Origin of the sequence: Burkholderia sp. 9775_39 (assembly GCF_015712225.1) — a bacterium.
In the GTDB taxonomy this organism is placed as follows: Bacteria; Pseudomonadota; Gammaproteobacteria; order Burkholderiales; family Burkholderiaceae; genus Burkholderia; species Burkholderia cenocepacia.
This window is the reverse complement of sequence record NZ_JACCQC010000004.1, coordinates 182,374-203,761: the sequence shown is the minus strand read 5'-3', so window position 1 is coordinate 203,761 and position 21,388 is coordinate 182,374. Positions and strand designations below refer to the sequence as shown.

General features: G+C 68.6%; 15 protein-coding genes. 9 read left to right on the top strand and 6 right to left on the bottom strand.

Annotation, left to right across the window (positions count from 1 at the left end):
* Positions 1–38 precede the first annotated feature (38 nt).
* Positions 39–2,123, bottom strand: a complete 2,085-nt coding sequence (locus tag H0X90_RS07720; protein WP_077190664.1) for a 3-hydroxyacyl-CoA dehydrogenase NAD-binding domain-containing protein — start codon at positions 2,121–2,123, stop codon at positions 39–41.
* A gap of 201 nt (positions 2,124–2,324) precedes the next feature.
* Positions 2,325–3,968, bottom strand: coding sequence for a 3-(methylthio)propionyl-CoA ligase (locus H0X90_RS07715; RefSeq protein ID WP_077190665.1), 1,644 nt, complete (start codon positions 3,966–3,968; stop codon positions 2,325–2,327).
* Positions 3,969–4,146: 178 nt separating this feature from the next.
* On the opposite strand from H0X90_RS07715, the gene H0X90_RS07710 reads away from it, so the two are divergent.
* From H0X90_RS07710 to H0X90_RS07690, 5 genes are all read left to right on the top strand, one after another.
* Positions 4,147–5,715 carry a YdiU family protein gene (locus tag H0X90_RS07710; RefSeq protein WP_077190666.1) on the top strand — a complete coding sequence of 523 codons (1,569 nt, stop codon included), beginning with the start codon at positions 4,147–4,149 and terminating at the stop codon, positions 5,713–5,715.
* Positions 5,716–5,759: 44 nt separating this feature from the next.
* The gene (msrB, locus tag H0X90_RS07705) at positions 5,760–6,191 is read left to right on the top strand and encodes a peptide-methionine (R)-S-oxide reductase MsrB (RefSeq protein WP_006483891.1); all 432 of its coding nucleotides are present in this window, start codon (positions 5,760–5,762) and stop codon (positions 6,189–6,191) included.
* Positions 6,192–6,320: 129 nt separating this feature from the next.
* Entirely contained in the window at positions 6,321–6,851 is a 531-nt protein-coding gene (locus tag H0X90_RS07700; RefSeq protein WP_006483893.1) for a septation protein A, read from the top strand.
* A 1-nt stretch (position 6,852) separates the two neighbouring features.
* Positions 6,853–7,161 carry a BolA family transcriptional regulator gene (locus H0X90_RS07695; RefSeq protein ID WP_006483904.1) on the top strand — a complete coding sequence of 103 codons (309 nt, stop codon included), beginning with the start codon at positions 6,853–6,855 and terminating at the stop codon, positions 7,159–7,161.
* An 18-nt stretch (positions 7,162–7,179) separates the two neighbouring features.
* Positions 7,180–7,962, top strand: a complete 783-nt coding sequence (locus H0X90_RS07690; RefSeq protein ID WP_006483903.1) for a peptidylprolyl isomerase — start codon at positions 7,180–7,182, stop codon at positions 7,960–7,962.
* Positions 7,963–8,134: 172 nt separating this feature from the next.
* Here H0X90_RS07690 and H0X90_RS07685 read toward each other — a convergent pair whose 3' ends face one another.
* Positions 8,135–8,680: a GNAT family N-acetyltransferase gene (locus H0X90_RS07685; protein WP_077190695.1), complete on the bottom strand. Its 546-nt coding sequence runs from the start codon at positions 8,678–8,680 to the stop codon at positions 8,135–8,137.
* Positions 8,681–8,685: 5 nt separating this feature from the next.
* Positions 8,686–12,750: a phosphoribosylformylglycinamidine synthase gene (gene purL, locus H0X90_RS07680; RefSeq protein ID WP_077190667.1), complete on the bottom strand. Its 4,065-nt coding sequence runs from the start codon at positions 12,748–12,750 to the stop codon at positions 8,686–8,688.
* A 328-nt stretch (positions 12,751–13,078) separates the two neighbouring features.
* Here purL and H0X90_RS07675 point away from each other — a divergent pair, with 328 nt between their 5' ends.
* From H0X90_RS07675 to pgi, 3 genes are all read left to right on the top strand, one after another.
* Positions 13,079–14,380, top strand: a complete 1,302-nt coding sequence (locus H0X90_RS07675; protein ID WP_006492783.1) for an FAD-dependent oxidoreductase — start codon at positions 13,079–13,081, stop codon at positions 14,378–14,380.
* A 53-nt stretch (positions 14,381–14,433) separates the two neighbouring features.
* Positions 14,434–15,978, top strand: a complete 1,545-nt coding sequence (locus H0X90_RS07670; protein ID WP_034201617.1) for an NAD(P)H-hydrate dehydratase — start codon at positions 14,434–14,436, stop codon at positions 15,976–15,978.
* A 111-nt stretch (positions 15,979–16,089) separates the two neighbouring features.
* Complete coding sequence (pgi, locus tag H0X90_RS07665) at positions 16,090–17,712, top strand: glucose-6-phosphate isomerase (protein WP_034201616.1); 1,623 nt, start codon at positions 16,090–16,092, stop codon at positions 17,710–17,712.
* Positions 17,713–17,781: 69 nt separating this feature from the next.
* Here pgi and H0X90_RS07660 read toward each other — a convergent pair whose 3' ends face one another.
* Complete coding sequence (locus H0X90_RS07660) at positions 17,782–18,495, bottom strand: ABC transporter ATP-binding protein (protein WP_034201615.1); 714 nt, start codon at positions 18,493–18,495, stop codon at positions 17,782–17,784.
* Here H0X90_RS07660 and H0X90_RS07655 point away from each other — a divergent pair.
* Entirely contained in the window at positions 18,494–19,162 is a 669-nt protein-coding gene (locus H0X90_RS07655) for an arylesterase (RefSeq protein WP_077190668.1), read from the top strand. The two genes, H0X90_RS07660 and H0X90_RS07655, sit on opposite strands and share 2 nt — an antisense overlap.
* 74 nt (positions 19,163–19,236) lie before the next feature.
* Here the strand turns inward: H0X90_RS07655 and H0X90_RS07650 are convergent, their stop codons facing one another.
* The gene (locus H0X90_RS07650; RefSeq protein WP_077190669.1) at positions 19,237–21,171 is read right to left on the bottom strand and encodes a SurA N-terminal domain-containing protein; all 1,935 of its coding nucleotides are present in this window, start codon (positions 21,169–21,171) and stop codon (positions 19,237–19,239) included.
* Positions 21,172–21,388 lie beyond the last annotated feature (217 nt).

The window sequence follows — 21,388 nt, the reverse complement described above, 5'->3', positions numbered from 1 at the left end:
TCTCCAGACAGGATCGGTCGCGCCGCGATACGGCGGCGTCAGCCGTTGAACCCGCGGCCGGCCTTCGCCAGTTCCGCGATCGACGGCGCGAGCTGCCATGCGTCGCCGTTCGGCGCGGCCGCATAACGGCGAATCGCGCGCTCGACGTTGTAGAGACCGACCGTATCCGCGTACAGCATCGGGCCGCCGCGCCACAGCGGGAAGCCATAGCCGGTCAGGTAGACCATGTCGATGTCGGACGCCTTCGACGCGATCTTCTCTTCGAGGATCTTCGCGCCTTCGTTGACGAGCGCGAACACGAGCCGCTCGACGATCTCGTCGTCGCCGATCTTGCGCCGCTCGACGCCGCGCTCCTTCGAGTACGCGACGACCATCTCGTCGACGAGCGACGACGGCTTCGCCTTGCGGTCGCCCGGCACGTAGTCGTACCAGCCGGCGCCCGTCTTCTGACCGAAACGGCCCTGTTCGCACAGACGGTCGGCGATCTTCGAATACTGCAGGCCGGGCTGCTCGACGTAGCGCCGCTTGCGGATCGCCCAGCCGATGTCGTTGCCGGCGAGGTCGCTCATCCGGAACGGCCCCATCGCGAAGCCGAATTTCTCGATCGCGCGATCGACCTGCGCGGGCAGCGCGCCTTCCTCGAGCATGAACAGTGCCTGGCGGATGTACTGCTCGATCATCCGGTTGCCGATGAAGCCGTCGCACACGCCCGACACGACCGCCGTCTTGCGGATCTTCTTCGCCACCGCCATCACGGTCGCGAGCACGTCCTTCGCGGTTTGCGCGCCGCGCACGACCTCGAGCAGCTTCATCACGTTCGCCGGGCTGAAGAAGTGCATGCCGACGACGTCCTGCGGGCGCTTCGTGAACGCGGCGATCTTGTCGACGTCGAGCGTCGACGTGTTCGACGCGAGGATCGCGCCCGGCTTCGCGACTTCGTCGAGCTTCTTGAACACCTGCTCCTTCACGCCGAGTTCCTCGAACACGGCTTCGACGATCAGGTCGGCGTTCTTCAGGTCGTCGTAGGACAGCGTCGGCGTGATCAGCGCCATGCGCGCATCGAGCTTCTCCTGCGTGAGCTTGCCCTTCTTCACCTGTGCGTCGTAGTTCTTGCGGATCGTCGCGAGGCCGCGCTCCAGCGCGTCCTGCTTCGTCTCGAGCAGCGTGACGGGCAGCCCGGCGTTGATGAAGTTCATCGCGATCCCGCCGCCCATCGTGCCCGCGCCGATCACGCCGACCCGGCGGATCTCGCGCAGCGGCGTGTCGGCCGGCACGTCGGGAATCTTGCTCGCCGCCCGCTCGCCGAAGAATGCGTGGCGCAGCGCGCGGCTTTCCGGCGTCATCATCAGCGCGACGAAACCCTCGCGCTCGGCAACGCTGCCCTTGTCGAAGCCGTTCAGCACGCCGGCCTCGATCGCGTCGATGCACTTGTGCGGCGCGGGGTAATTCGGCGCGGCGGCCCGCGCGGAATTGCGCGCGAACTGGATGAAGCCGGCCGCGTTGTCGTGGACGATCTTGCGATCGCGCACACGCGGATGCGGCCCCTTCTGCGCGCCGACCTTGCGGGCGAACGCCACGGCCGCGTCGAGCAGGTCGCCGTCGGCCATTTCGTCGAACAGCCCGCTCTTCGCGAGCTGCTCCGACGGCACCGGCGCGCCCGACACGATCATGTTCAGCGCGGTTTCGAGCCCGACCGCGCGCGGCAGGCGTTGCGTGCCGCCCGCGCCCGGCAGCAGCCCGAGCTTCACCTCGGGCAGCGCGACTTGCGCGCCCGGCGCCGCGACGCGGTAATGCGCGCCGAGCGCGAGCTCGAGGCCGCCGCCCATCACGACGCTGTGCAGCGCCGCGACGACCGGCTTCGCGCTCGCCTCCACCGCGCGGATCACGGTGTGCAGCGTCGGCTCCTGCAGCGCCTTCGGCGTATTGAATTCGGTGATGTCGGCACCGCCCGAGAACGCGCGGCCCGCGCCGGTCAGCACGATGGCCGTGACCGACGGGTCCTGCGCGGCGCGATCGAGCGCGTCCATGACGCCCTGGCGGGTCGACAGGCCGAGCCCGTTGACGGGCGGATTGTTGAGCGTGATGACGGCCACGCCGTCGCGAGTCGAGTAATCCACTGCCATCTGCCTGCCTCCATGCATCGCGCGCCGGATTGGCTGCGCTTCATTGTGCGCGGTCGAACAGCCGCATGTCCGGATGAACGGAGGCAGCATACAACGAAAAAGCACGGTCGTTCAATTTGAATTTCGTTCCCGATCCGGGGACGGATCGGGCGACCGGCGTCGGGCGACCGTTCGCGGGCCGGCGCCGGCCCGACTCGGGGCTTACGGCTCGCACACCGCCGTCGGCAACACGTAGTCGCGGAACGTCTCGCGCAGCTTCAGCTTCTGCAGCTTGCCGGTCGCGGTGTGCGGCAGCGATTCGACGAACACGACGTCGTCCGGAATCCACCATTTCGCGACCTTGCCCTCGTAGAACGCGAGCAGCGTGTCGCGGCTCAGGTTCGCGCCTTCGCGCGGCACCACGACGAGCAGCGGCCGCTCGGTCCATTTCGGATGCGCGCAGGCGATGCAGGCGGCTTCGGCCACGCCCGGATGCGCGATCGCGACGTTCTCGATGTCGATCGAACTGATCCACTCGCCGCCCGACTTGATTACGTCCTTGCTGCGGTCGGTGATCTGCAGGAAGCCGTCGGGGTCGATCGTCGCGACGTCGCCGGTCGGGAACCAGCCGTCCGCGAGCGGCGACGCGTCGCCGCGAAAGTAGTGGTCGATCACCCACGGCCCGCGCACCTGCAGTTCGCCGAACGCGACGCCGTCCCACGGCAGCTCGCGGCCATCGTCGCCGACGATGCGCATGTCGACGCCGCAGATCACGCGCCCCTGCTTCTCGAGCAGCCGGCGCTGCGCGTCGAGCGGCCGCTGCGACTGCGCCCAGTTGAGCTTCGCGAGCGTGCCGAGCGGCGACAGTTCGGTCATCCCCCACGCATGGATCACGCGCACGCCGTATTCGTCCTCGAACGTGCGCAGCATCGCGGGCGGGCACGCGGAGCCGCCGATCACCGTGCGGTTCAGCGTCGAGAAACGGACACCGGCTTCGCGCATGTAGTTCAGCAGCCCGAGCCACACGGTCGGCACGCCCGCGGAAAACGTCACGCGCTCGGCCTCCATCAGCTCGTACAGCGATTTCCCGTCGAGATCCTTGCCCGGCAGCACCAGCTTGCCGCCCGTCAGCGGCACCGCGTACGGCAGCCCCCATGCGTTGACGTGGAACATCGGCACGACGGGCAGCACGGCGTCCATCGCGGACAGGTTCATCGCGTCGGGCAGCGCGGCGCCGTACGCATGCAGCACGGTCGAACGATTCGAATACAGCACGCCCTTCGGGTTGCCTGTCGTGCCGGACGTGTAGCAGAGCCCCGACGCCTGCTGCTCGTCGAGGCGCGGCCAGTCGTAGTCGCCGTCTTCCGCTTCGACGAGCGTTTCGTAGCAGAGCAGCGGCGTGGCGGCGGACGGCAGGTGCGCGGCGTCCGTCATCGCGATCCAGCCCTTCACGTGCGGGCATTGCGGCGCGATCGCGTCGACCAGCGGCGCGAAATTGATGTCGAACAGCACGTAGCGGTCTTCCGCGTGATTGACGATGTACGCGATCTGTTCGGGAAACAGGCGCGGATTGATCGTGTGGCACACGGCGCCCATCCCGCCGATCCCGTAATACGCTTCCAGATGCCGGTAGCCGTTCCACGCCAGCGTGCCGACGCGGTCGCCGGTTTCGACGCCGAGCCGCGCCAGCGCCTGCGCCAGCTGCTTCGCGCGGCGTTCGCAATCGCGGTACGTGTAGCGATGCAGGTCGCCTTCCACGCGCTTCGACACGATCTCCGTGTCGCCGGCGTGCCGCGCGGCATGCGAAATCAGCGACGACACGAGCAACGGCACATCCATCATCTGGCCCAGCAACGGCTTACCCATCGTCTTGTTCTCCCTGAGGATGCGAATCGGTGACCAGCCTGGGGGCTGTTTCCGTAGCGAAGCAGCCCTGGTGTGCGCCCGTCAGCGGCCCCGGACGGGCGTGGCGCACGGCGCGCGGGCCGCCATGCGGGCGGCGCGGCGCCGCCTTACAATATCGGCTTACCCAGAGGCGCTCAACATGTCGTTTTCCCGAAGCGCAGCCGATGCGGCTGACACCCTCCCCGACCTCGCCGCGACGCTCGGCGCGCCCGCCGAGCGCGCGTTCGTCACGCTCGGCGACGCGTTTCATACGCGGCTGCCGGCCGCGCCGCTTGCCGCGCCGTACGTCGTCGGCTTTTCCGACGAAGTCGCGCAGCTGCTCGATCTGCCACCCACGCTCGCCGCGCAGCCCGGCTTCGCCGAGCTGTTCGCCGGCAACCCGACGCGCGACTGGCCCGCGAACGCGATGCCGTATGCGTCGGTCTATTCCGGCCACCAGTTCGGCGTGTGGGCCGGCCAGCTCGGCGACGGCCGCGCGCTGACGATCGGCGAATTGCCCGGCACCGACGGCCGGCGCTACGAACTGCAGCTCAAGGGCGGCGGCCGCACGCCGTATTCGCGGATGGGCGACGGCCGCGCGGTGCTGCGCTCGTCGATCCGCGAGTTCCTGTGCTCGGAAGCGATGCATCACCTCGGCATCCCGACCACGCGCGCGCTGACGGTGATCGGCTCCGACCAGCCGGTGGTGCGCGAGGAGATCGAGACGGCGGCCGTCGTCACGCGCGTGTCGGAAAGCTTCGTGCGCTTCGGCCACTTCGAGCACTTCTTCTCGAACGATCGCCCCGACCTGCTGCGCCAGCTTGCCGATCACGTGATCGACCGCTTCCATCCGGCCTGCCGCGACGCGGACGATCCGTACCTCGCGCTGCTCGAGGCCGCGACGCTGCGCACGGCCGACCTCGTCGCGCAATGGCAGGCCGTCGGTTTCTGCCACGGCGTGATGAACACCGACAACATGTCGATCCTCGGCGTGACGATCGACTACGGTCCGTTCGGCTTCGTCGACGCGTTCGATGCGAACCATATCTGCAACCACTCCGACACCAGCGGCCGCTATGCGTACCGGATGCAGCCGCGCATCGCGCACTGGAACTGCTACTGCCTCGCTCAGGCGCTTCTGCCGCTGATCGGGCTGCAGCACGGCATCGCCGACGACGATGCGCGCGCCGAGCGCGCGGTGGACGACGCCCAGGCCGTACTCGCGAAGTTTCCGGAACGCTTCGGCCCCGCGCTCGAACGCGCGATGCGCGCGAAGCTCGGCCTCGCGCTCGAGCGCGAGGGCGACGCCGAACTCGCGAACAAGCTGCTCGAGACGATGCATGCGAGCCACGCGGATTTCACGCTGACGTTCCGCCGGCTCGCGCAAATCTCGAAGCACGACGCGAGCCGCGACGCGCCCGTGCGCGACCTCTTCATCGACCGTGAAGCGTTCGACGCATGGGCGAACCTCTATCGCGCGCGGCTGTCCGAGGAAACGCGCGACGACGTGGCACGCGCAGTTGCAATGAACCGCGCGAACCCCAAATACGTGCTTCGCAACCATCTGGCCGAAGTCGCGATCCGGCGCGCGAAGGAAAAGGATTTTTCGGATGTCGAGCGGCTCGCGCAGATCCTGCGCCGCCCGTTCGACGAACAACCGGAGCATGAAGCGTATGCGGCGTTGCCGCCCGACTGGGCCGGCTCGCTCGAAGTGAGCTGCTCGTCCTGAGCCCGCAACCCGCGCATCTCGACCGACCGATCAGGAGAACCCCCATGTCCCACGATTCCGACGACAAGACCTTCCCGTACCAGAAAGACGACGCCGAGCTGCGCCGCCGGCTCACGCCGATGCAGTACGAGGTCACGCAGCACGCGGCGACCGAGCGCGCGTTCACCGGCGAATACACCGACACCGAGGATGCCGGCATCTACAAGTGCGTCGTCTGCAGCACGCCGCTGTTCGAATCCGGCGCCAAGTTCCATTCCGGCTGCGGCTGGCCCAGCTACTTCAAGCCGCTCAACGGCGAGGTGATCGACGAGAAGATCGACTACTCGCACGGAATGGTGCGCGTCGAGGTGCGCTGCAACCACTGCGGCGCGCATCTGGGCCACGTCTTCGAGGACGGCCCGCGCGACAAGACCGGTTTGCGGTACTGCATCAATTCGGCTGCGTTAAACTTCGAGTCCCGACCCGAAAACGAATGAGCGGCGCCGGGCGGATCGCCGCGGCAGCCAGCCCCGGGCTGGCCGCCCCGATCCGCGACGGCGATGCCTGGCGGGTCCCTACAACGGTGACAGGCCGCGCCCGCGGCCCGTCACGCAGCTGCGAGCGCCATGAAATTCCTGTTCGATCTGTTTCCGATCATCCTGTTTTTTGTCGCCTTCAAGGTCTGGGGCATCTTTACCGCCACCGCCGTCGCGATCGTCGCGACGCTGGCCCAGGTCGCATGGGTCGCCTTCCGGCACCGGAAGGTCGACACGATGCTGTGGGTCAGCCTCGGCGTGATCGTCGTGTTCGGTGGCGCCACCCTCGTCCTGCATGACGAGAAATTCATTCAATGGAAACCGACTGTGCTGTACTGGCTGTTTGCGATCGGGTTGCTCGCCGCGCGCTATGCGTTCAGCAAGAACCTGATCGAGAAGATGATGGGCAAGCAGCTCACGCTGCCGTCCCCCGTGTGGGACAAGCTGAACCTCGCGTGGGCGCTGTTCTTCGCGGTGCTCGGCGTCGCGAACCTGTACGTGGTGCACAACTTCACCGAATCGCAATGGGTGAACTTCAAGCTGTTCGGGACGACGGGCGCGATGGTCGTATTCATCATCCTGCAGAGCCTGTGGCTCACGAAGTACCTGAAGGACGAGTGACATGACCGACGCCTTTCTCCACGCCTCCGCCGACGAACGCATCGCGCTGATCGAAGCGCGCCTCACCGCGTCGCTCGCGCCGCTGTCGCTCACCGTGCGCGACGACAGCGCGCAGCACGCAGGCCACGCCGGCGCGGCCGCCGGCGGCCACTTCACGGTCACGATCGTGTCGTCCGCGTTCGCGGGCAAGCCGCGCGTCGCGCGGCACCGGCTGGTGTATGATGCGCTCGCTGATGCGATGCAGCGCGGCATTCACGCGCTCGCGATCGTGGCTTACACGCCCGAAGAATTCAACGAATCTTCAATCTAGTCTCATTAGGAATTCCCGATGATCCTGACATCCCCCCGCCTGTGGGTCGCGGCGGCTGCATTTGCAGCGGCACCGGCATTCGCCCAGAACATCGCCGTCGTCAACGGCACGCCGATTCCGAAGTCGCGCGCCGACGCGATGGTCGCGCAGCTCGTCCAGCAAGGCCAGACCGACGGCCCGCAACTGCAGCAGGCCGTGCGCCAGGAGCTCGTGAACCGCGAAATCCTGATGCAGGAAGCGATTCGCGAAGGCATCCCGAACCGTCCGGACGTAAAGGCGCAAGTCGCCGTCGCGCAGCAGACCGTCGTGCTGCGCTCGATGATCGAGGGCTTCCTGAAGAAGAACCAGCCGACCGACGCCGAAGTGAAGGCGCGCTACGACGAGCTCGTCAAGGGCGTGGGCGGCAACCGCGAGTATCACCTGCACCACATCCTCGTCGACAACGAGCAGCAGGCGAAGGACCTGATCGCGAAGATCAAGGGCGGCGCGAAGTTCGAGGATCTCGCGAAGCAATACTCGAAGGATCCGGGTTCGGGCAAGAACGGCGGCGATCTCGACTGGTCCGATCCGAAGGCGTACGTGCCGGAATTCGCGGCGGCCGCGCAGAAGCTGCAGAAAGGCCAGATGACCGACACGCCGGTGAAGACGCAGTTCGGCTGGCACATCATCCGCGTCGACGACATCCGCGACATCGCCCCGCCGCCGTTCGACCAGGTGAAGGCGCAGATCGCGCAACAGCTCGTGCAGCAGAAGCTGCAGGCGTTCGAGGAAGGTCTGCGCCAGCAGGCCAAGATCCAGTAACGCCGGCGCGCGTCACACGCGCATCGATCAGCCGCTCTTCGGAGCGGCTTTTTCTTTTGGCGCGCACGAACAGGGGTGCCGCGATGCGATGGGGCTTAGCCGACGCACAATAAAAAACCGCTCCGAGGAGCGGTTTTTTATTGTGCCAGGCGTCACCCGCCCGCAGCGTTCGCTAGGCGGGATAAAACACGTCGTGGTAACGCACGTCGCCTGCCGGCAGCGGCGCGGAATCATCGAGCGACAGCGCGAGGAAATACTCGGCCGGCACGCCCGCAAACACGATGTCGCCGTGCGGTTCGAATCCGAAACGCGCGTAATACGCCGGCTCGCCGAGCACCACGCAGCCACGCGCGCCGAGCCGGCGCAATGCGTCGAGCCCCGTGCGCACGAGCCCCGCGCCGATGCTCTGCCGCTGGCAATCGGGCCGCACCGCGAGCGGCGCCAGCCCGTACCACTGCTGACTGCCGGCCGGCTCGCCGCCGATCGCGACCGGCGAGAACGCGACGTGCCCGACGATGCGCTCGTCGCGCTCCGCGACGAGCGATACGCTCAGCGCCCCGTCCGCGCGCAGCGTGTCGACGATGCGCTGCTCGAACGCGCCGCCCTGCGGCTCGCCCGCGAACGCCGCACGGATCACGCGGCCGATCGCGTCGGCCTCGCTCGCACGCTCGTCACGCAGCGTGACGATCTCGACCGGCGCGTTCGGGTCGAACATCATCCGGATCAGCCGATCCAGCGACGTGCGTTGCGGAACACCCGCATCCACGGGCTCGCGTCACCCCAGCCTTCCGGGTGCCAGCTCATCGTCACCGTACGATGCACGCGCTCCATGTGCGGCATCAGCACCGAGAAGCGGCCGTCAGCCGTCGTGACCGACGTGATGCCGGCGGGCGACCCGTTCGGGTTGAACGGATAGCGCTCGGTCGCTTCGCCGCGGTGGTCGACGTAACGCATCGCGACCGCGACGCGGTCGATGTCGCCTTGCTGCGAGAAGTCCGCATAGCCTTCGCCGTGCGCGACCGCGACCGGAATCCGCGAGCCTTCCATTCCCGCGAAGAAGATCGACGGCGATTTCTCCACTTCGACGAACGAGAAACGCGCCTCGAACTGCTCGGACTTGTTGCGCGTGAACTTCGGCCACGCTTGCGCGCCCGGGATCATCGACGCGATGCTCGACAGCATCTGGCAGCCATTGCAGATACCGAGGGCGAACGTATCGGGACGCGCAAAGAAGGCCGAGAACATGTCGGCGAGGTTCGCGTTGAAACGGATCGTCTTCGCCCAGCCTTCGCCCGCGCCCAGCACGTCGCCGTACGAGAAGCCGCCGCACGCGACCGCACCCGCGAAATCGGCCAGCGTCGCACGGCCCGCGAGCAGGTCGCTCATGTGCACGTCGTGCGCATCGAAGCCGGCGCGGTCGAACGCATACGCCGTTTCCAGATGCGAATTCACGCCCTGCTCGCGCAGGATCGCGACGCGCGGCCGTGCGCCCGTCGCGATGAACGGCGCGGCGATGTCGTCGGCCGGATCGAACGTGAGCACCGGCGAGAGGCCCGGGTCGGCCGCATCGAGCAGCGCGTCGTATTCGGCATCCGCGCAGGCGGGGTTGTCACGCAGGCGCGCGATGCGCCAGCTCACTTCGCTCCAGGCGCGATGGAGCTCGGTACGCGGCGCGTCGAAGATCTTCTTCGCGTCGCGGTACACCTCGATCACGTCGCGATCGTTGACCGAGCCGATCACGTGCGAGCACGTCGACAGGCCGAATTCGCGCAGCGCGCCGAGCACCGCGTCGCGGTCGGACGCGCGCACCTGCACGACGGCGCCGAGCTCTTCGGAGAACAGCGCGCGCAGCGTGCGGTCGTCGCGACGGCCGCTCGTCTGCTTCGCCCAGTCCTTCGCGTCGCCGTAGTCGGATTCGTGGTTCGGGTCGAGCGTCAGCATGTCGACGTTCAGCGATACGCCCGCGTGGCCCGCGAACGCCATTTCGCACACGGTCGCCCACAGGCCGCCGTCCGAGCGGTCGTGGTACGCGAGCAGCTTGTCCTGCGCATTGAGCGACTGGATCGCGTTGAAGAAGCGCTTCAGGTCTTCCGCGTCGTCGACGTCCGGCGTCGTGTCGCCGACCTGCTGCGTGACCTGCGCGAAGATGCTGCCGCCCATCCGGTTCTTGCCGCGGCCGAGGTCGATCGCGATCAGCACGCTGTCGCCCGCATCCGCCACGCGGCGCAGTTGCGGCGTGAGATGGCGGCGCACGTCCTCGACCGGCGCGAACGCGGAGATGATCAGCGACACCGGCGACACCACTTCCTTCGCGACGCCCTGCTCGTCCCACTTCGTCTTCATCGACAGCGAATCCTTGCCGACCGGGATGCCGATCCCGAGCGCCGGGCACAGCTCCATGCCGATCGCCTTGACCGTGTCGAACAGCGCGGCGTCTTCGCCGGCCGTGCCGCACGCGGCCATCCAGTTCGCGGACAGCTTCAGCTTGTCGAGCGACGCGATCGGCGCGCTCGCGATGTTCGTGATCGCTTCGCCGACGGCCATGCGGCCCGATGCGGGTGCATCGATCACGGCGAGCGGCGTGCGCTCGGCCATCGTCATCGCCTCGCCCTTGAAGCCCGCGTAGTCGAGCGCGGTGATCGCGCAGTCGGCCACCGGCACCTGCCACGGGCCGACCATCTGGTCGCGCACCGACGTACCGCCGACCGAACGGTCGCCGATCGTGATCAGGAACGACTTGCTGCCGACCGTCGGGTGCTTCAGCACGTCGAGCGCGACCGCCGACAGCGCGATGCCGGTCACGTCGACCGGCGCACGCGCGGTGTTCACGCGCGTGACGTCGCGGTGCATGCGCGGCGGCTTGCCGAGCAGCACTTCCATCGGCATGTCGACCGGGTATTCGTCGGCGCCCGTCGCTTCGTCGTCGACGAGCTTCAGCTGGCGTTCGTCGGTCGCGACACCGACCACCGCGAACGGGCAGCGCTCGCGCGCGCAGATCGCCTCGAAGCGCGGCAGGTCGGCCGGCGCGATCGCCAGCACGTAGCGCTCCTGCGCCTCGTTCGACCAGATTTCGCGCGGCGACAGGCCCGATTCCTCGAGCGCGACCTTGCGCAGTTCGAAGCGCGCGCCCTTGCCCGCGCCGTCGACGATTTCGGGGAATGCGTTCGACAGGCCGCCCGCGCCGACGTCGTGGATGCTCAGGATCGGGTTTTCCGCGCCGAGCTGCCAGCAGCCGTTGATCACTTCCTGCGCGCGCCGCTCGATTTCCGGGTTGCCGCGCTGCACCGAGTCGAAGTCGAGTTCGGCCGTGTTCGCGCCGGTCGCCATCGAGCTCGCGGCGCCGCCGCCCATGCCGATCCGCATGCCGGGGCCGCCGATCTGGATCAGCAGCGAGCCCGCCGGCACGTCGTGCTTGTGCGTGTGCTGATCCGCGATGTTGCCGAGGCCGCCCGCGATCATGATCGGCTTGTGATAGCCGTGCACCGTGCCGCCGACGTTCTGCTCGTACACGCGGAAGTAGCCGCCGAGGTTCGGGCGGCCGAATTCGTTGTTGAAGGCGGCGCCGCCGAGCGGGCCGTCGATCATGATCTGCAGCGGCGACGCGATGCGGTCCGGGCGGCCGTACGGGCCGTGCTGCTCGTTCGGGTTGCGCTCGGCCACCGGCTGCGCGGCGTCGCGCGCGTTTTCCCACGGCTGGCGGGCGTCCGGCAGGTCGAGGTTCGACACGGTGAAGCCCGTGAGGCCGGCCTTCGGGCGCGCACCGCGGCCCGTCGCGCCTTCGTCGCGAATCTCGCCGCCCGCGCCGGTCGCCGCCCCCGGGAACGGCGAGATCGCCGTCGGGTGGTTGTGCGTCTCGACCTTCATCAGCGTGTGCGTGAGTTCGGTGTGGCGGCCGTAGCGCTCGCCCGGCTCGCCGGGCGCACCGGCCTTGCGCGGGAACCAGCGCTCGGCCTCGGCGCCGACCATGATCGACGAGTTGTCCGAATACGCGACGATCGTGCCCTGCGGGCTCAGCTTCTCGGTGTTGCGGATCATCGCGAACAGCGACATGTCCTGCGCTTCGCCGTCGATCGTCCACTGCGCGTTGAAGATCTTGTGGCGGCAGTGCTCGCTGTTCGCCTGCGCGAACATCATCAGTTCGACGTCGGTCGGGTTGCGTTCGAGCTTGCGGAACGCGTCGACCAGATAGTCGATCTCGTCGTCGGCGAGCGCGAGGCCCAGCTCGACGTTCGCGCGCTCCAGCGCGCTGCGGCCGACGCCCAGCACGTCGACGGTCGACAGCGGCTTGGCCGGCAGTTCGTCGAACAGGTGCTTCGCGTCGTCGCGCGCCGCGACCACGCTTTCGGTCATCCGGTCATGCAGCGCGGCCGCGACGGCCGCGCGCGCGTCGTCCGACAGCGCCTTCTTGCCGCCGAGCAGGCCCGACTTCAGCGTGACCGTGAATTCGACGCCGCGCTCGATGCGGCGCACCTGCGTGAGGCCGCAGTGCTGCGCGATGTCGGTCGCCTTGCTCGCCCACGGCGAGACCGTGCCGAAGCGCGGCAGCACGACGAAGGTCTCGGTCGTGCCCTTCTCGCCCGCCGGCTGGAACGGCTCGCCATAGTGCATCAGCGCATCGATGCGCGCGCTGTCGTCGGCCGACAGCGGCTCGGCCGCATTGACGAAGTGCAGGAACTGGCCGCGTACCGCGACGATGTTGGCGTCGATTTGCCTGAGCGTATCGAGCAGACGGGTTTGACGGAAATCGGAGAGGGCCGAAGCGCCGGGAAAACACGAGAAGTGAGCCATGGGCTGGACTGACGTCGATGAGTCGCGCGAGGTGGCGACGTGGGGCGAAAGGAAGGCCGTAATTATACCCGGAAGTCGGCCGCCCAAGACCGGCCGATCGGTAGTCCGCATGCACCGCGACGGTGCCGGGACGCGTGGCGCACACGGCCGCCCGCCGGGCCGGCCTGCGCGGGCCCAGGATGCCCGCCGCCGTGGCCCGACCGCACGACCCATGCTCGGCCGGCGCCGGCTCGCGCACTTTTGGCGCTATCATTCCGGGTTCACCGGGCCCGGCCCTCAGCGAATTCTCACCGGGCGGCGTGCGCGCCGCCCGTCATCGAAGCACTCCATGGATGTCATCGTCATCGGCGGCGGAATCAGCGGCGTCGCCACCGCCTACCAGCTGCGCGCGGCCGGCCATCGCGTGTGCGTGGTCGAACGCCACGCGACCGTCGCGCAAGGTGCGACCTACGGCGACGGCGGCGCGCTGCTGCCGAGCCCGCTCGACGTCTGGTTCGGCCCGACTTTCATGCGCCAGCGCCAGCCGCGCGACAGCGGCATCGTCTACAAGCCGGGCTTCAACGGCGGCGTACGCCGCTTCGTCAAGCAGCTCGGCACGCTGCGCGAGCCCGACGCGTTCGCCGCGCAGTACGCGCGGCTGCGTCCGCTGATCGACGCGTCGCGCGACGCGCTCGCCGATATCGACGCGCGTCTCGAGCTCGAATTCGAACAGAAACCCGGCATCCTGCACGTCGTGCGCGATCCGCGCGACTGGGATGCGCTGCAACCGGCGCTCGACCTGCTGCGCACGCTCGACCAGCCGTACCGCACCCTCACCGCCGACGAATGCGCGGCGCTCGAACCGTCGGTGCCGGCCGAACCCGGCTTTGCCGGCGGCGTGCTGCTCGAAACCGAGCGCACCGGCAATTGCCCGCTGTTCGCGAAACTGATCAAGCAGACGCTGGACGAGCACGGCGTGCAGTTCCGGTTCGGCGCGGACGTCGCCGCGATCCGCGTCGACAGCGGCCGCGCCGCGGTCGAGCTCGTGCCGCCGGGCAACCGGCGCGCGGCGCAGGCGCGCGAGGTCGACGTGATTTCCGCGGACGCGATCGTGGTCGCCGCCGGCGCCGGCAGCCTCCCGCTGCTCGAACGGCTCGGCTGGCGCCTGCCGCTGCACCCCGCGCGCGTCCATACGCTCACCGCACCGGTCGCGTACGAAGAACACTCGCCGCACCTTTGCGTCGTCGATTCGATCAAGCGGATCTCGATCACGCGCACCCACCAGCGGCTGCGCGTCGGCGGCGCCGCCGTGCTGCAGAGCGTCGCCGATACCGCGAAACCGCTTGCCGAGCCGTTGTCCGAGGCCGCGCTCGCGCTGCTCGGCCAGGCCGTCCATGACTGGGTGCCCGGCGCCGCCAAGATCTCCGCCGCCCTGCCGTGGCGAGGCATGCAACTGCTGTCGCCGGACGGCCTGCCCGTCGTGGGTCCGACCCCGCATCCACGCGTGTTCGTCAATTTCGGCCATGGCCCGGCCGGCTGGGGCCTCGCGTGCGGGTCTGCTAAAGTGGTGACCGACTATCTGGGCGGCAACGTCCAGCACTGGCCCGCCGACACGCTCGCCGCGCTGAGCGCCGGCCGCTTCACGACCTGACCGCCGCGGGGCCGACCCGTGGCGGCCTCCTTGCCCGCCGCCACGATCCCGCGATGACCGTTACCCGCCCGTTTCCCGATTCCGATCCGATCGCACTGCTGCGCGTCGCCGACCTGCGCGCGGCCGAAGCCGACGCCGCCGCCGCGCTGCCGCCGCACACGCTGATGGGCCGCGCCGGCGCCGCCGCCGCGCACTGGCTGTCCGAACGCGTCGCCGGCGACGATCGCCCCGTCTGGTTCGCGGTCGGCCCCGGCAACAACGGCGGCGACGCGCTGGTGGCCGCCGCGCAGCTCCAGCAGCTCGGTGTCGCCACGCATGCGTGGATGCCGGTGCCGGTCAAGCCGGACGACGCGCAATGGGCGCTGGGCCTCGCGCGCACCGCCGGCGTGCCGTTGTCGGCCACCGCGCCCGCGTCGCTGGAGGGCTACGCGTGGGTCGTCGACGGGCTGTTCGGCATCGGCCTCGGCCGTGCGCTCGACGGCGCGTTCGCGGAGCAGGCCGCACGCATCGCCGCCCATGCGCGCAGCGGCGGCCGCGTACTCGCGCTCGACGTGCCGAGCGGGCTCGACAGCGATACGGGCCGGATCGTCGGCGCGGGCGTCGCCGTTGCGGCCACCCACACGCTCACCTTCATCGGCGCGAAGCCCGGCCTCTACACGGGCGACGGCCGCGATCTCGCCGGCGAGATCCACGTCGCGTCGCTCGACGTCAGGCCGCCCGCCGCGCCGGCCATCGTGCTGAATGCGCCCGCGCGGTTCGCCGCGGCGCTGCCCGCGCGCGCCTTCGCGTCCCACAAGGGCACGTACGGCAGCCTCGCGGTGCTCGGCGGCGACACGGGCATGTGCGGCGCGCCGATCCTCGCCGCCCGCGCCGCGCTGTTCGCGGGCGCCGGCAAGGTGCACGTCGGCTTCCTTGGCGCGGGCGCGCCGCCGTACGACCCCCCGTTCCCCGAACTGATGCTGCATCCGGCCGACACGCTCGACCTCGGCGCGATGACCGCGATCGCGGCCGGTTGCGGGCTCGGCACGCGCGAGGCCGCGGCGACGCTCGTGCGCGACGTGCTCGCGCACGACCTCCCGACGCTGCTCGATGCCGACGCGCTGAACCTCGTCGCGACGCACGCGGACCTCGCGGCCGCCGTCGCCGCGCGCGGCGCACGCGGCAAGCCGTGCGTGCTGACGCCGCATCCGCTCGAAGCCGCGCGCCTGCACGGCAGCGACACGGCCGCGGTGCAGCGCGATCGCGTCGCGGCCGCGCAGACGCTCGCCGCCCGTTACGCCGGCATCGTCGTGCTGAAAGGCTCGGGCACGGTGATCGCCGCGCCCGACGGACGCGTAGCGATCAACCCGACCGGCAACGCGGCGCTCGCCACCGGCGGCACCGGCGACGTGCTCGGCGGCCTGATCGGCGCGCTGCTCGCGCAACGGGTCGCGCCATACGAAGCCGCGCTGGCCGGCGTCTACCTGCACGGCCTCGCGGCCGACACGCTGACCGCGAACGGCACCGGCCCGGCCGGGCTCACCGCGGGCGAGCTCGCGCCGATGGTGCGCACGCTGATCAATCGCCTTTTTTATCCGTCGCCGCGCGCCGACACGTAACGCCGCTATACTGACTGCCCCGCCGCACGGCGGGCCTCCTCGTCCGCCGGCTTTCCGATCCCGATGAGCCGGCGCGGCATTCCTCCCGATTCACGCTTCACTCGAACCGTCATGACGCTGAAATCGCTCCCCGCCTGGACTGCCCTTCAATCCCACTTCGAACAGATCCGCCACGCGCGGCTGCGCGACTGGTTCGCGCCGGAAAACGACCGCGCGCCGACCCGCGCCGAACGCTTCACGATTCCGGGCGGCGGTCTTGCGGCCGATTTCTCGAAGAACCGCATCGACGACGAAACGGTGCGCCTGCTCGTGCAACTCGCGCGCGACGCGGGCGTCGAAGCGCGCCGCGACGCGATGTTCGCGGGCGAGATCGTCAACCCGACCGAAGGCCGCGCCGCGCTGCACACCGCGCTGCGCGCGACCGACCCGCAAGCGCCGTTCCACGCGCAGGTGAGCGCCGAGCGCGCGAAGATGGCGACGTTCGCGCGCGCCGTGCGCAGCGGCACGTGGACGGGCTATACGGGCAAGCGGATCCGCCACGTGATCAACATCGGCATCGGCGGCTCGGATCTCGGGCCGAAAATGGTCGTGCATGCGCTGCACCACGTCGCGACACCCGAGATCTCCACCCACTTCGTGTCGAACGTCGACGGCGCCGACCTCGCGCGCGTGCTCGAACAGGTCGATCCCGAGGAAACGCTCGCGATCATCGTGTCGAAGACCTTCACGACGCTCGAGACGATGACGAACGCACGCTCGCTGCGCGACTGGTTCGTCGCGCGCGGCTGCCCCGAGGACGCGCTCGCGAAGCACTTCGTCGGCGTGTCGGCGAACCCGGCCGAAGTCGTGAAGTTCGGCATCGCCGCGGACAACGTGTTCGAAATGTGGGATTGGGTCGGCGGCCGCTATTCGCTGTGGTCGGCGGTCGGCCTGTCGATCATGATCGCGGTCGGCCCGGAGCAGTTCGACGAGCTGCTGGCCGGCGCGAACGACATGGACCGCCACTTCCGCGAAGCGCCTCTCGAGCGCAACCTGCCGGTGCTGCTCGGCCTGATCGGCATCTGGTACCGGAATTTCTTCGGCTCGCAGAGCTATCTCGTCGCGCCGTATTCGGAAGCGCTGCACTACCTGCCGTCGTACCTGCAGCAGCTCGAAATGGAGAGCAACGGCAAATCCGCGCGGCTGGACGGCACCTTCGTCGACTATCCGACGTCGGCCGTCACGTGGGGCGAGCCGGGCACCAACGGCCAGCATGCGTTCTTCCAGATGCTGCACCAGGGGCCGACGATCGTGCCGATCGACTTCATCGCGGTGCTGACGCCCGAGCATCCGCTCGCGAGCCACCATCCGAAGCTGCTCGCGAACTGCTTCGCGCAGAGCGAGGCGCTGATGCTCGGCCGCACGCTCGAAGAAGCGCGCCAGGTCGCCGGGCCCGGCAAGGAAGCGCTCGCGCCGCACCTGACGTTCCCCGGCAACCGCCCGACCACGACGCTGCTCGTCGATGCGCTGACGCCGCGCGCGCTCGGTGCGCTGATCGCGCTCTACGAGCACAAGGTGCTGGTGCAGGCGACGGTGTGGGACATCAATCCGTTCGACCAGTGGGGCGTCGAGCTCGGCAAGATTCTCGGCAAGGTCGTCGAAGCCGACCTGTCCGCCGAATCGGTCGACCCGGCGAAGCACGACTCGTCGACCACGGCGCTGATCGAGCGCGCCCGTGCGGCGCTCAAGCGTTGAAGCACTGACGCATCAACGCCCATGCCCATGCGGGCCGCGCCACTCAGTTTGCGCGGCCCGCACGACCCTTCACGCGTTGCGCGATGCCGCGTGCGGCGCGACGATGCGCCCCGCGTCGATCGTCACCGTCGTCGCACAGCGGCGCGCGAGTTCGGCATCGTGTGTGACGAGCACGAGCGTCGCGCCGTGCGCGCGGTTCAGTTCGAACATCAGGTCGATGACCGCGTGGCCGGTGGCCGCGTCGAGGCTGCCGGTCGGCTCGTCGGCGAACAGGATCGCCGGACGCGTGACGAACGCGCGTGCGAGTGCGACGCGCTGCTGTTCGCCGCCCGACAGCAGCTTCGGATAATGCGCAGTGCGTTCGCCCAGACCGACCTGCACGAGCAGCGCCCGGGCACGCTCGGCCGCCTCGCGCGCGCTGATGCCACCCTGCAGTTCGAGCGGCAGCATCACGTTCTCGAGCGCCGTCAGGTGCGGCATCAACTGGAACGACTGGAACACGAATCCGACCGCGCCGTTGCGCAGCGCCGCGCGTTCGTCCTCGTCGAGCTGGTCGAGCGCGCGGCCGAGCAGGCGAACCGTGCCGCTCGTCGCGCTGTCCAACCCCGCAAGCAGGCCGAGCAGCGTCGATTTGCCCGACCCCGATGCGCCGACGATCGCGAGGCTGCTGCCCGGTTGCACGGCGAGCGTGATGCCGTCGAGGATCGTCAGCTCGCCCGTTGCATCGGCAACCCGCTTGCACACGTCATGGACTTCGATGATCGGATCGGTAATCTTGAACATGGACACGACATTTCGCTGGAAAAGACGCGCGGCCGCCGCCGCGCTGCTGGGCACCCTGCTGGCCGTCACCGTACCCGCGCGCGCCGCGACGGCGTCGGCATCGAGCCAGCCCGTGATCGTCGTGCTCGGCGACAGTCTCTCGGCCGAATACGGACTGCCGCGCGACACAGGCTGGGTTGCACTGCTGCGACAACGGCTCACGACCGAGCGAATCGATTATAGCGTCGCGAACGCCAGCGTCAGCGGCGACACCACGAGCGGCGGCCGTGCGCGGTTGCCCGCGGTGCTGCAGCGACTCAAGCCCTCGATCGTCGTCGTCGAACTCGGTTCGAACGATGCGCTGCGCGGCGTGCCGCTCGCGACGACCGAGCAGAACCTGCGCGACATCATCGCCAGTGCGCAGCGTGCGCGGGCGAAGGTCGTGCTGGTCGGCATGTACGTGCCGCCCAATTACGGCCCCGACTACACGCAGAAGTTCCACGCGGTCTATACGCGGCTGTCGAAGGACCTCGCCGTGCCGCTCGTACCGTTCCTGCTGGCCGGCATCGAGAACAAGCCGGAGATGTTCCAGGCCGACCAGATGCATCCCGCGCAGCAAGCCCAGGGCATTCTGCTCGACAACGTGTGGCCGGCGCTGAAGCCGTTGCTCGGCAAGCCGCACGACTGAGCGCAGCCGCGCACCGGAAAACAAAAAGCCCCGCTTCGAGCGGGGCTTTTTGATGGTTGCGGGCGAAACGACGTTCAGTTGTCGCCGTCTTGCTGCTGGCTGGCCGTCGTGCCGTACAGCTTCACCTTCGAGCGATCGCGCAGCGCGGCGAGATACGCCTCGCCTTCGCTTTGCGCGTCGACCTGCGCCATCTGCTGCTGCGCGGCCGCCAGTTGCTGCGGATCGACCGCCGAACCCGGGATCACCGCGTTCACGCGATAGATCGCATAACCGTCCGCACCAAGATCGACCCCGACGTACGCCGGCAGCGTCTTCGCATCGACCTTGTAGACGGCGCTCAGCGCAGCCGGCGTCAGGCCCTGCGATTGCGTGCGCGACACCTTCTGCGCGGCCGCGAAGCCGTCGGTCGACTTCGACTTCTGCAGCTCGGCCAGCTTCGCCGCCCCATCCTTCTTCGCGAGTTCCGCGGCCTGCTCGGCGATGACCTTCTGGCGCACGACGTCCTTGATCGCATCGAGTGCGGGCACGGCAGCCGGCTTGTAGTCGGTCACGCGCGCGGAGATCAACGTATTGTTGCCGACGTCGATCGCCTGCGTGTTGTTCTGGTTCTTCACCGAGTCGTTCGCGAACACGGCGGCCAGGAACTTCGCGTTGTTCAGCGGGCTCGTCGGCGGCAGTTGCGGATTCGGCGTCGGCGTGACGGTGGCCGTCTGGATCGTCAGCTTGTACTTGTCCGCGGCCGGTTGCAGCGTCTTCGCCTTCTCGTAGACGGTCGACGTGAACCCTTCCGCGTTGTCCGAGAACGCCTTCGATGCGTACTGCTGCTTCAGGTCGATCGCGATCTGGTCCTTCACTTCCGCGAACGGTTTGACGACCGCCGGCTTCACTTCGGTCGCCTTCAGGATGTGGAAACCGAGATCCGACTGCACGATACCGCTCACGTCGCCCTGCTTGAGCGAGAACGCGGCATCGTCGAACGCCTTGCCGCCCGCGGTCGAGCCGCGCGCGATGAAGCCGAGGTCGCCGCCCTTCGCCGCCGACGGCGCGTCCTGCGAGCTCTTCTGTGCGATCTGCGCGAACTGGTCCGGATGCGCCTTCACGTCGGCGAGCAATTGCTCCGCCTTCGCTTTCGCGGCCGCCTTGTCGGCCGCGCTGGCGCTGCCCGGCGCGGCGATGAAGATGTGGCTCACGCGCACCTGCGCTTCGGTACGGAAGTGCGTCGGATTGTCGTCGTAGAACTTCTTGATGTCCGCTTCGGTCGGCTGCGCGCTCGCGGCCGCTGCGGCCGGCGAATAGACGAGGTACTGGATCGTCGCGGTTTCCGGCGTCGCGAAGCTCTGCTTGTGTGCGTCGTAGTACGCGACGAGCTGCGCGTCGGTCGGCTGCACCTTCGCTGCGAAGTCGCTCGTCTTCAGCACGAGCGCCTGCACTTCACGCTGTTGCGCGGCGAGTTCGGACAGGCGTTGCGCGAGGCTCTTCGGCGTGAACGCGCTCGACACGATGCTCGCCGGAATCTGCTGCAGCGCGAGGCTGTAACGCACGCGCTCCTGGTACTGCTCGGGCGTCATTCCCTGGAACGACAGCAGCTGTGCATAGCGTTCGACGTCGATCGATCCGTCGGGCTTCTTCAGCGACGCGATCATCGGGTCGCTCATCAGCGCGTCGCGCACGGCGTTGTCGGACGCGGTCAGGTGCAGACGTTGCGTCTCGTCGGCCAGCACGCGTTGCTGGATCAGGCCGTCGAGCACCTGCTTGCGATGCTCGGGCGTGTCGAACATCTTGATGTCGAACTGCCCGCCGAGCGCCTGGCGCGCCTGGTCGATCTGCTGGCGAAACGCGCCGTCGAATTCGACCCGCGTGATCTTGTGCCCGTTGACTGCCGCGACGTTCGCACTGTCGTCGAAGAAGCCGCGGAAGCCTTGGATCCCGACGAAACCCAGCCCCGGCAACACGATCAGGAGCAGGAGCGCCATCATCAGGCGCTGGTGATTACGGAAGAAATCGAGCATGCGTGACGGGAAAATTGGACAAAACGTCCGATATTACAACATACGGGGTGGGACGGGAAAAAACGCAGACGTACCGTGCGCGAGCGGGATGCGACAACGGGACACGGGAAATGAAAAAGCCGGCACGAGAGACGGGCTTCTTCACGCACCCGCCAGCGGGCGCAAAACCGAATGCACAAACGACAATGCCCGCACGACGCGGGCACTGTCGTTTGTT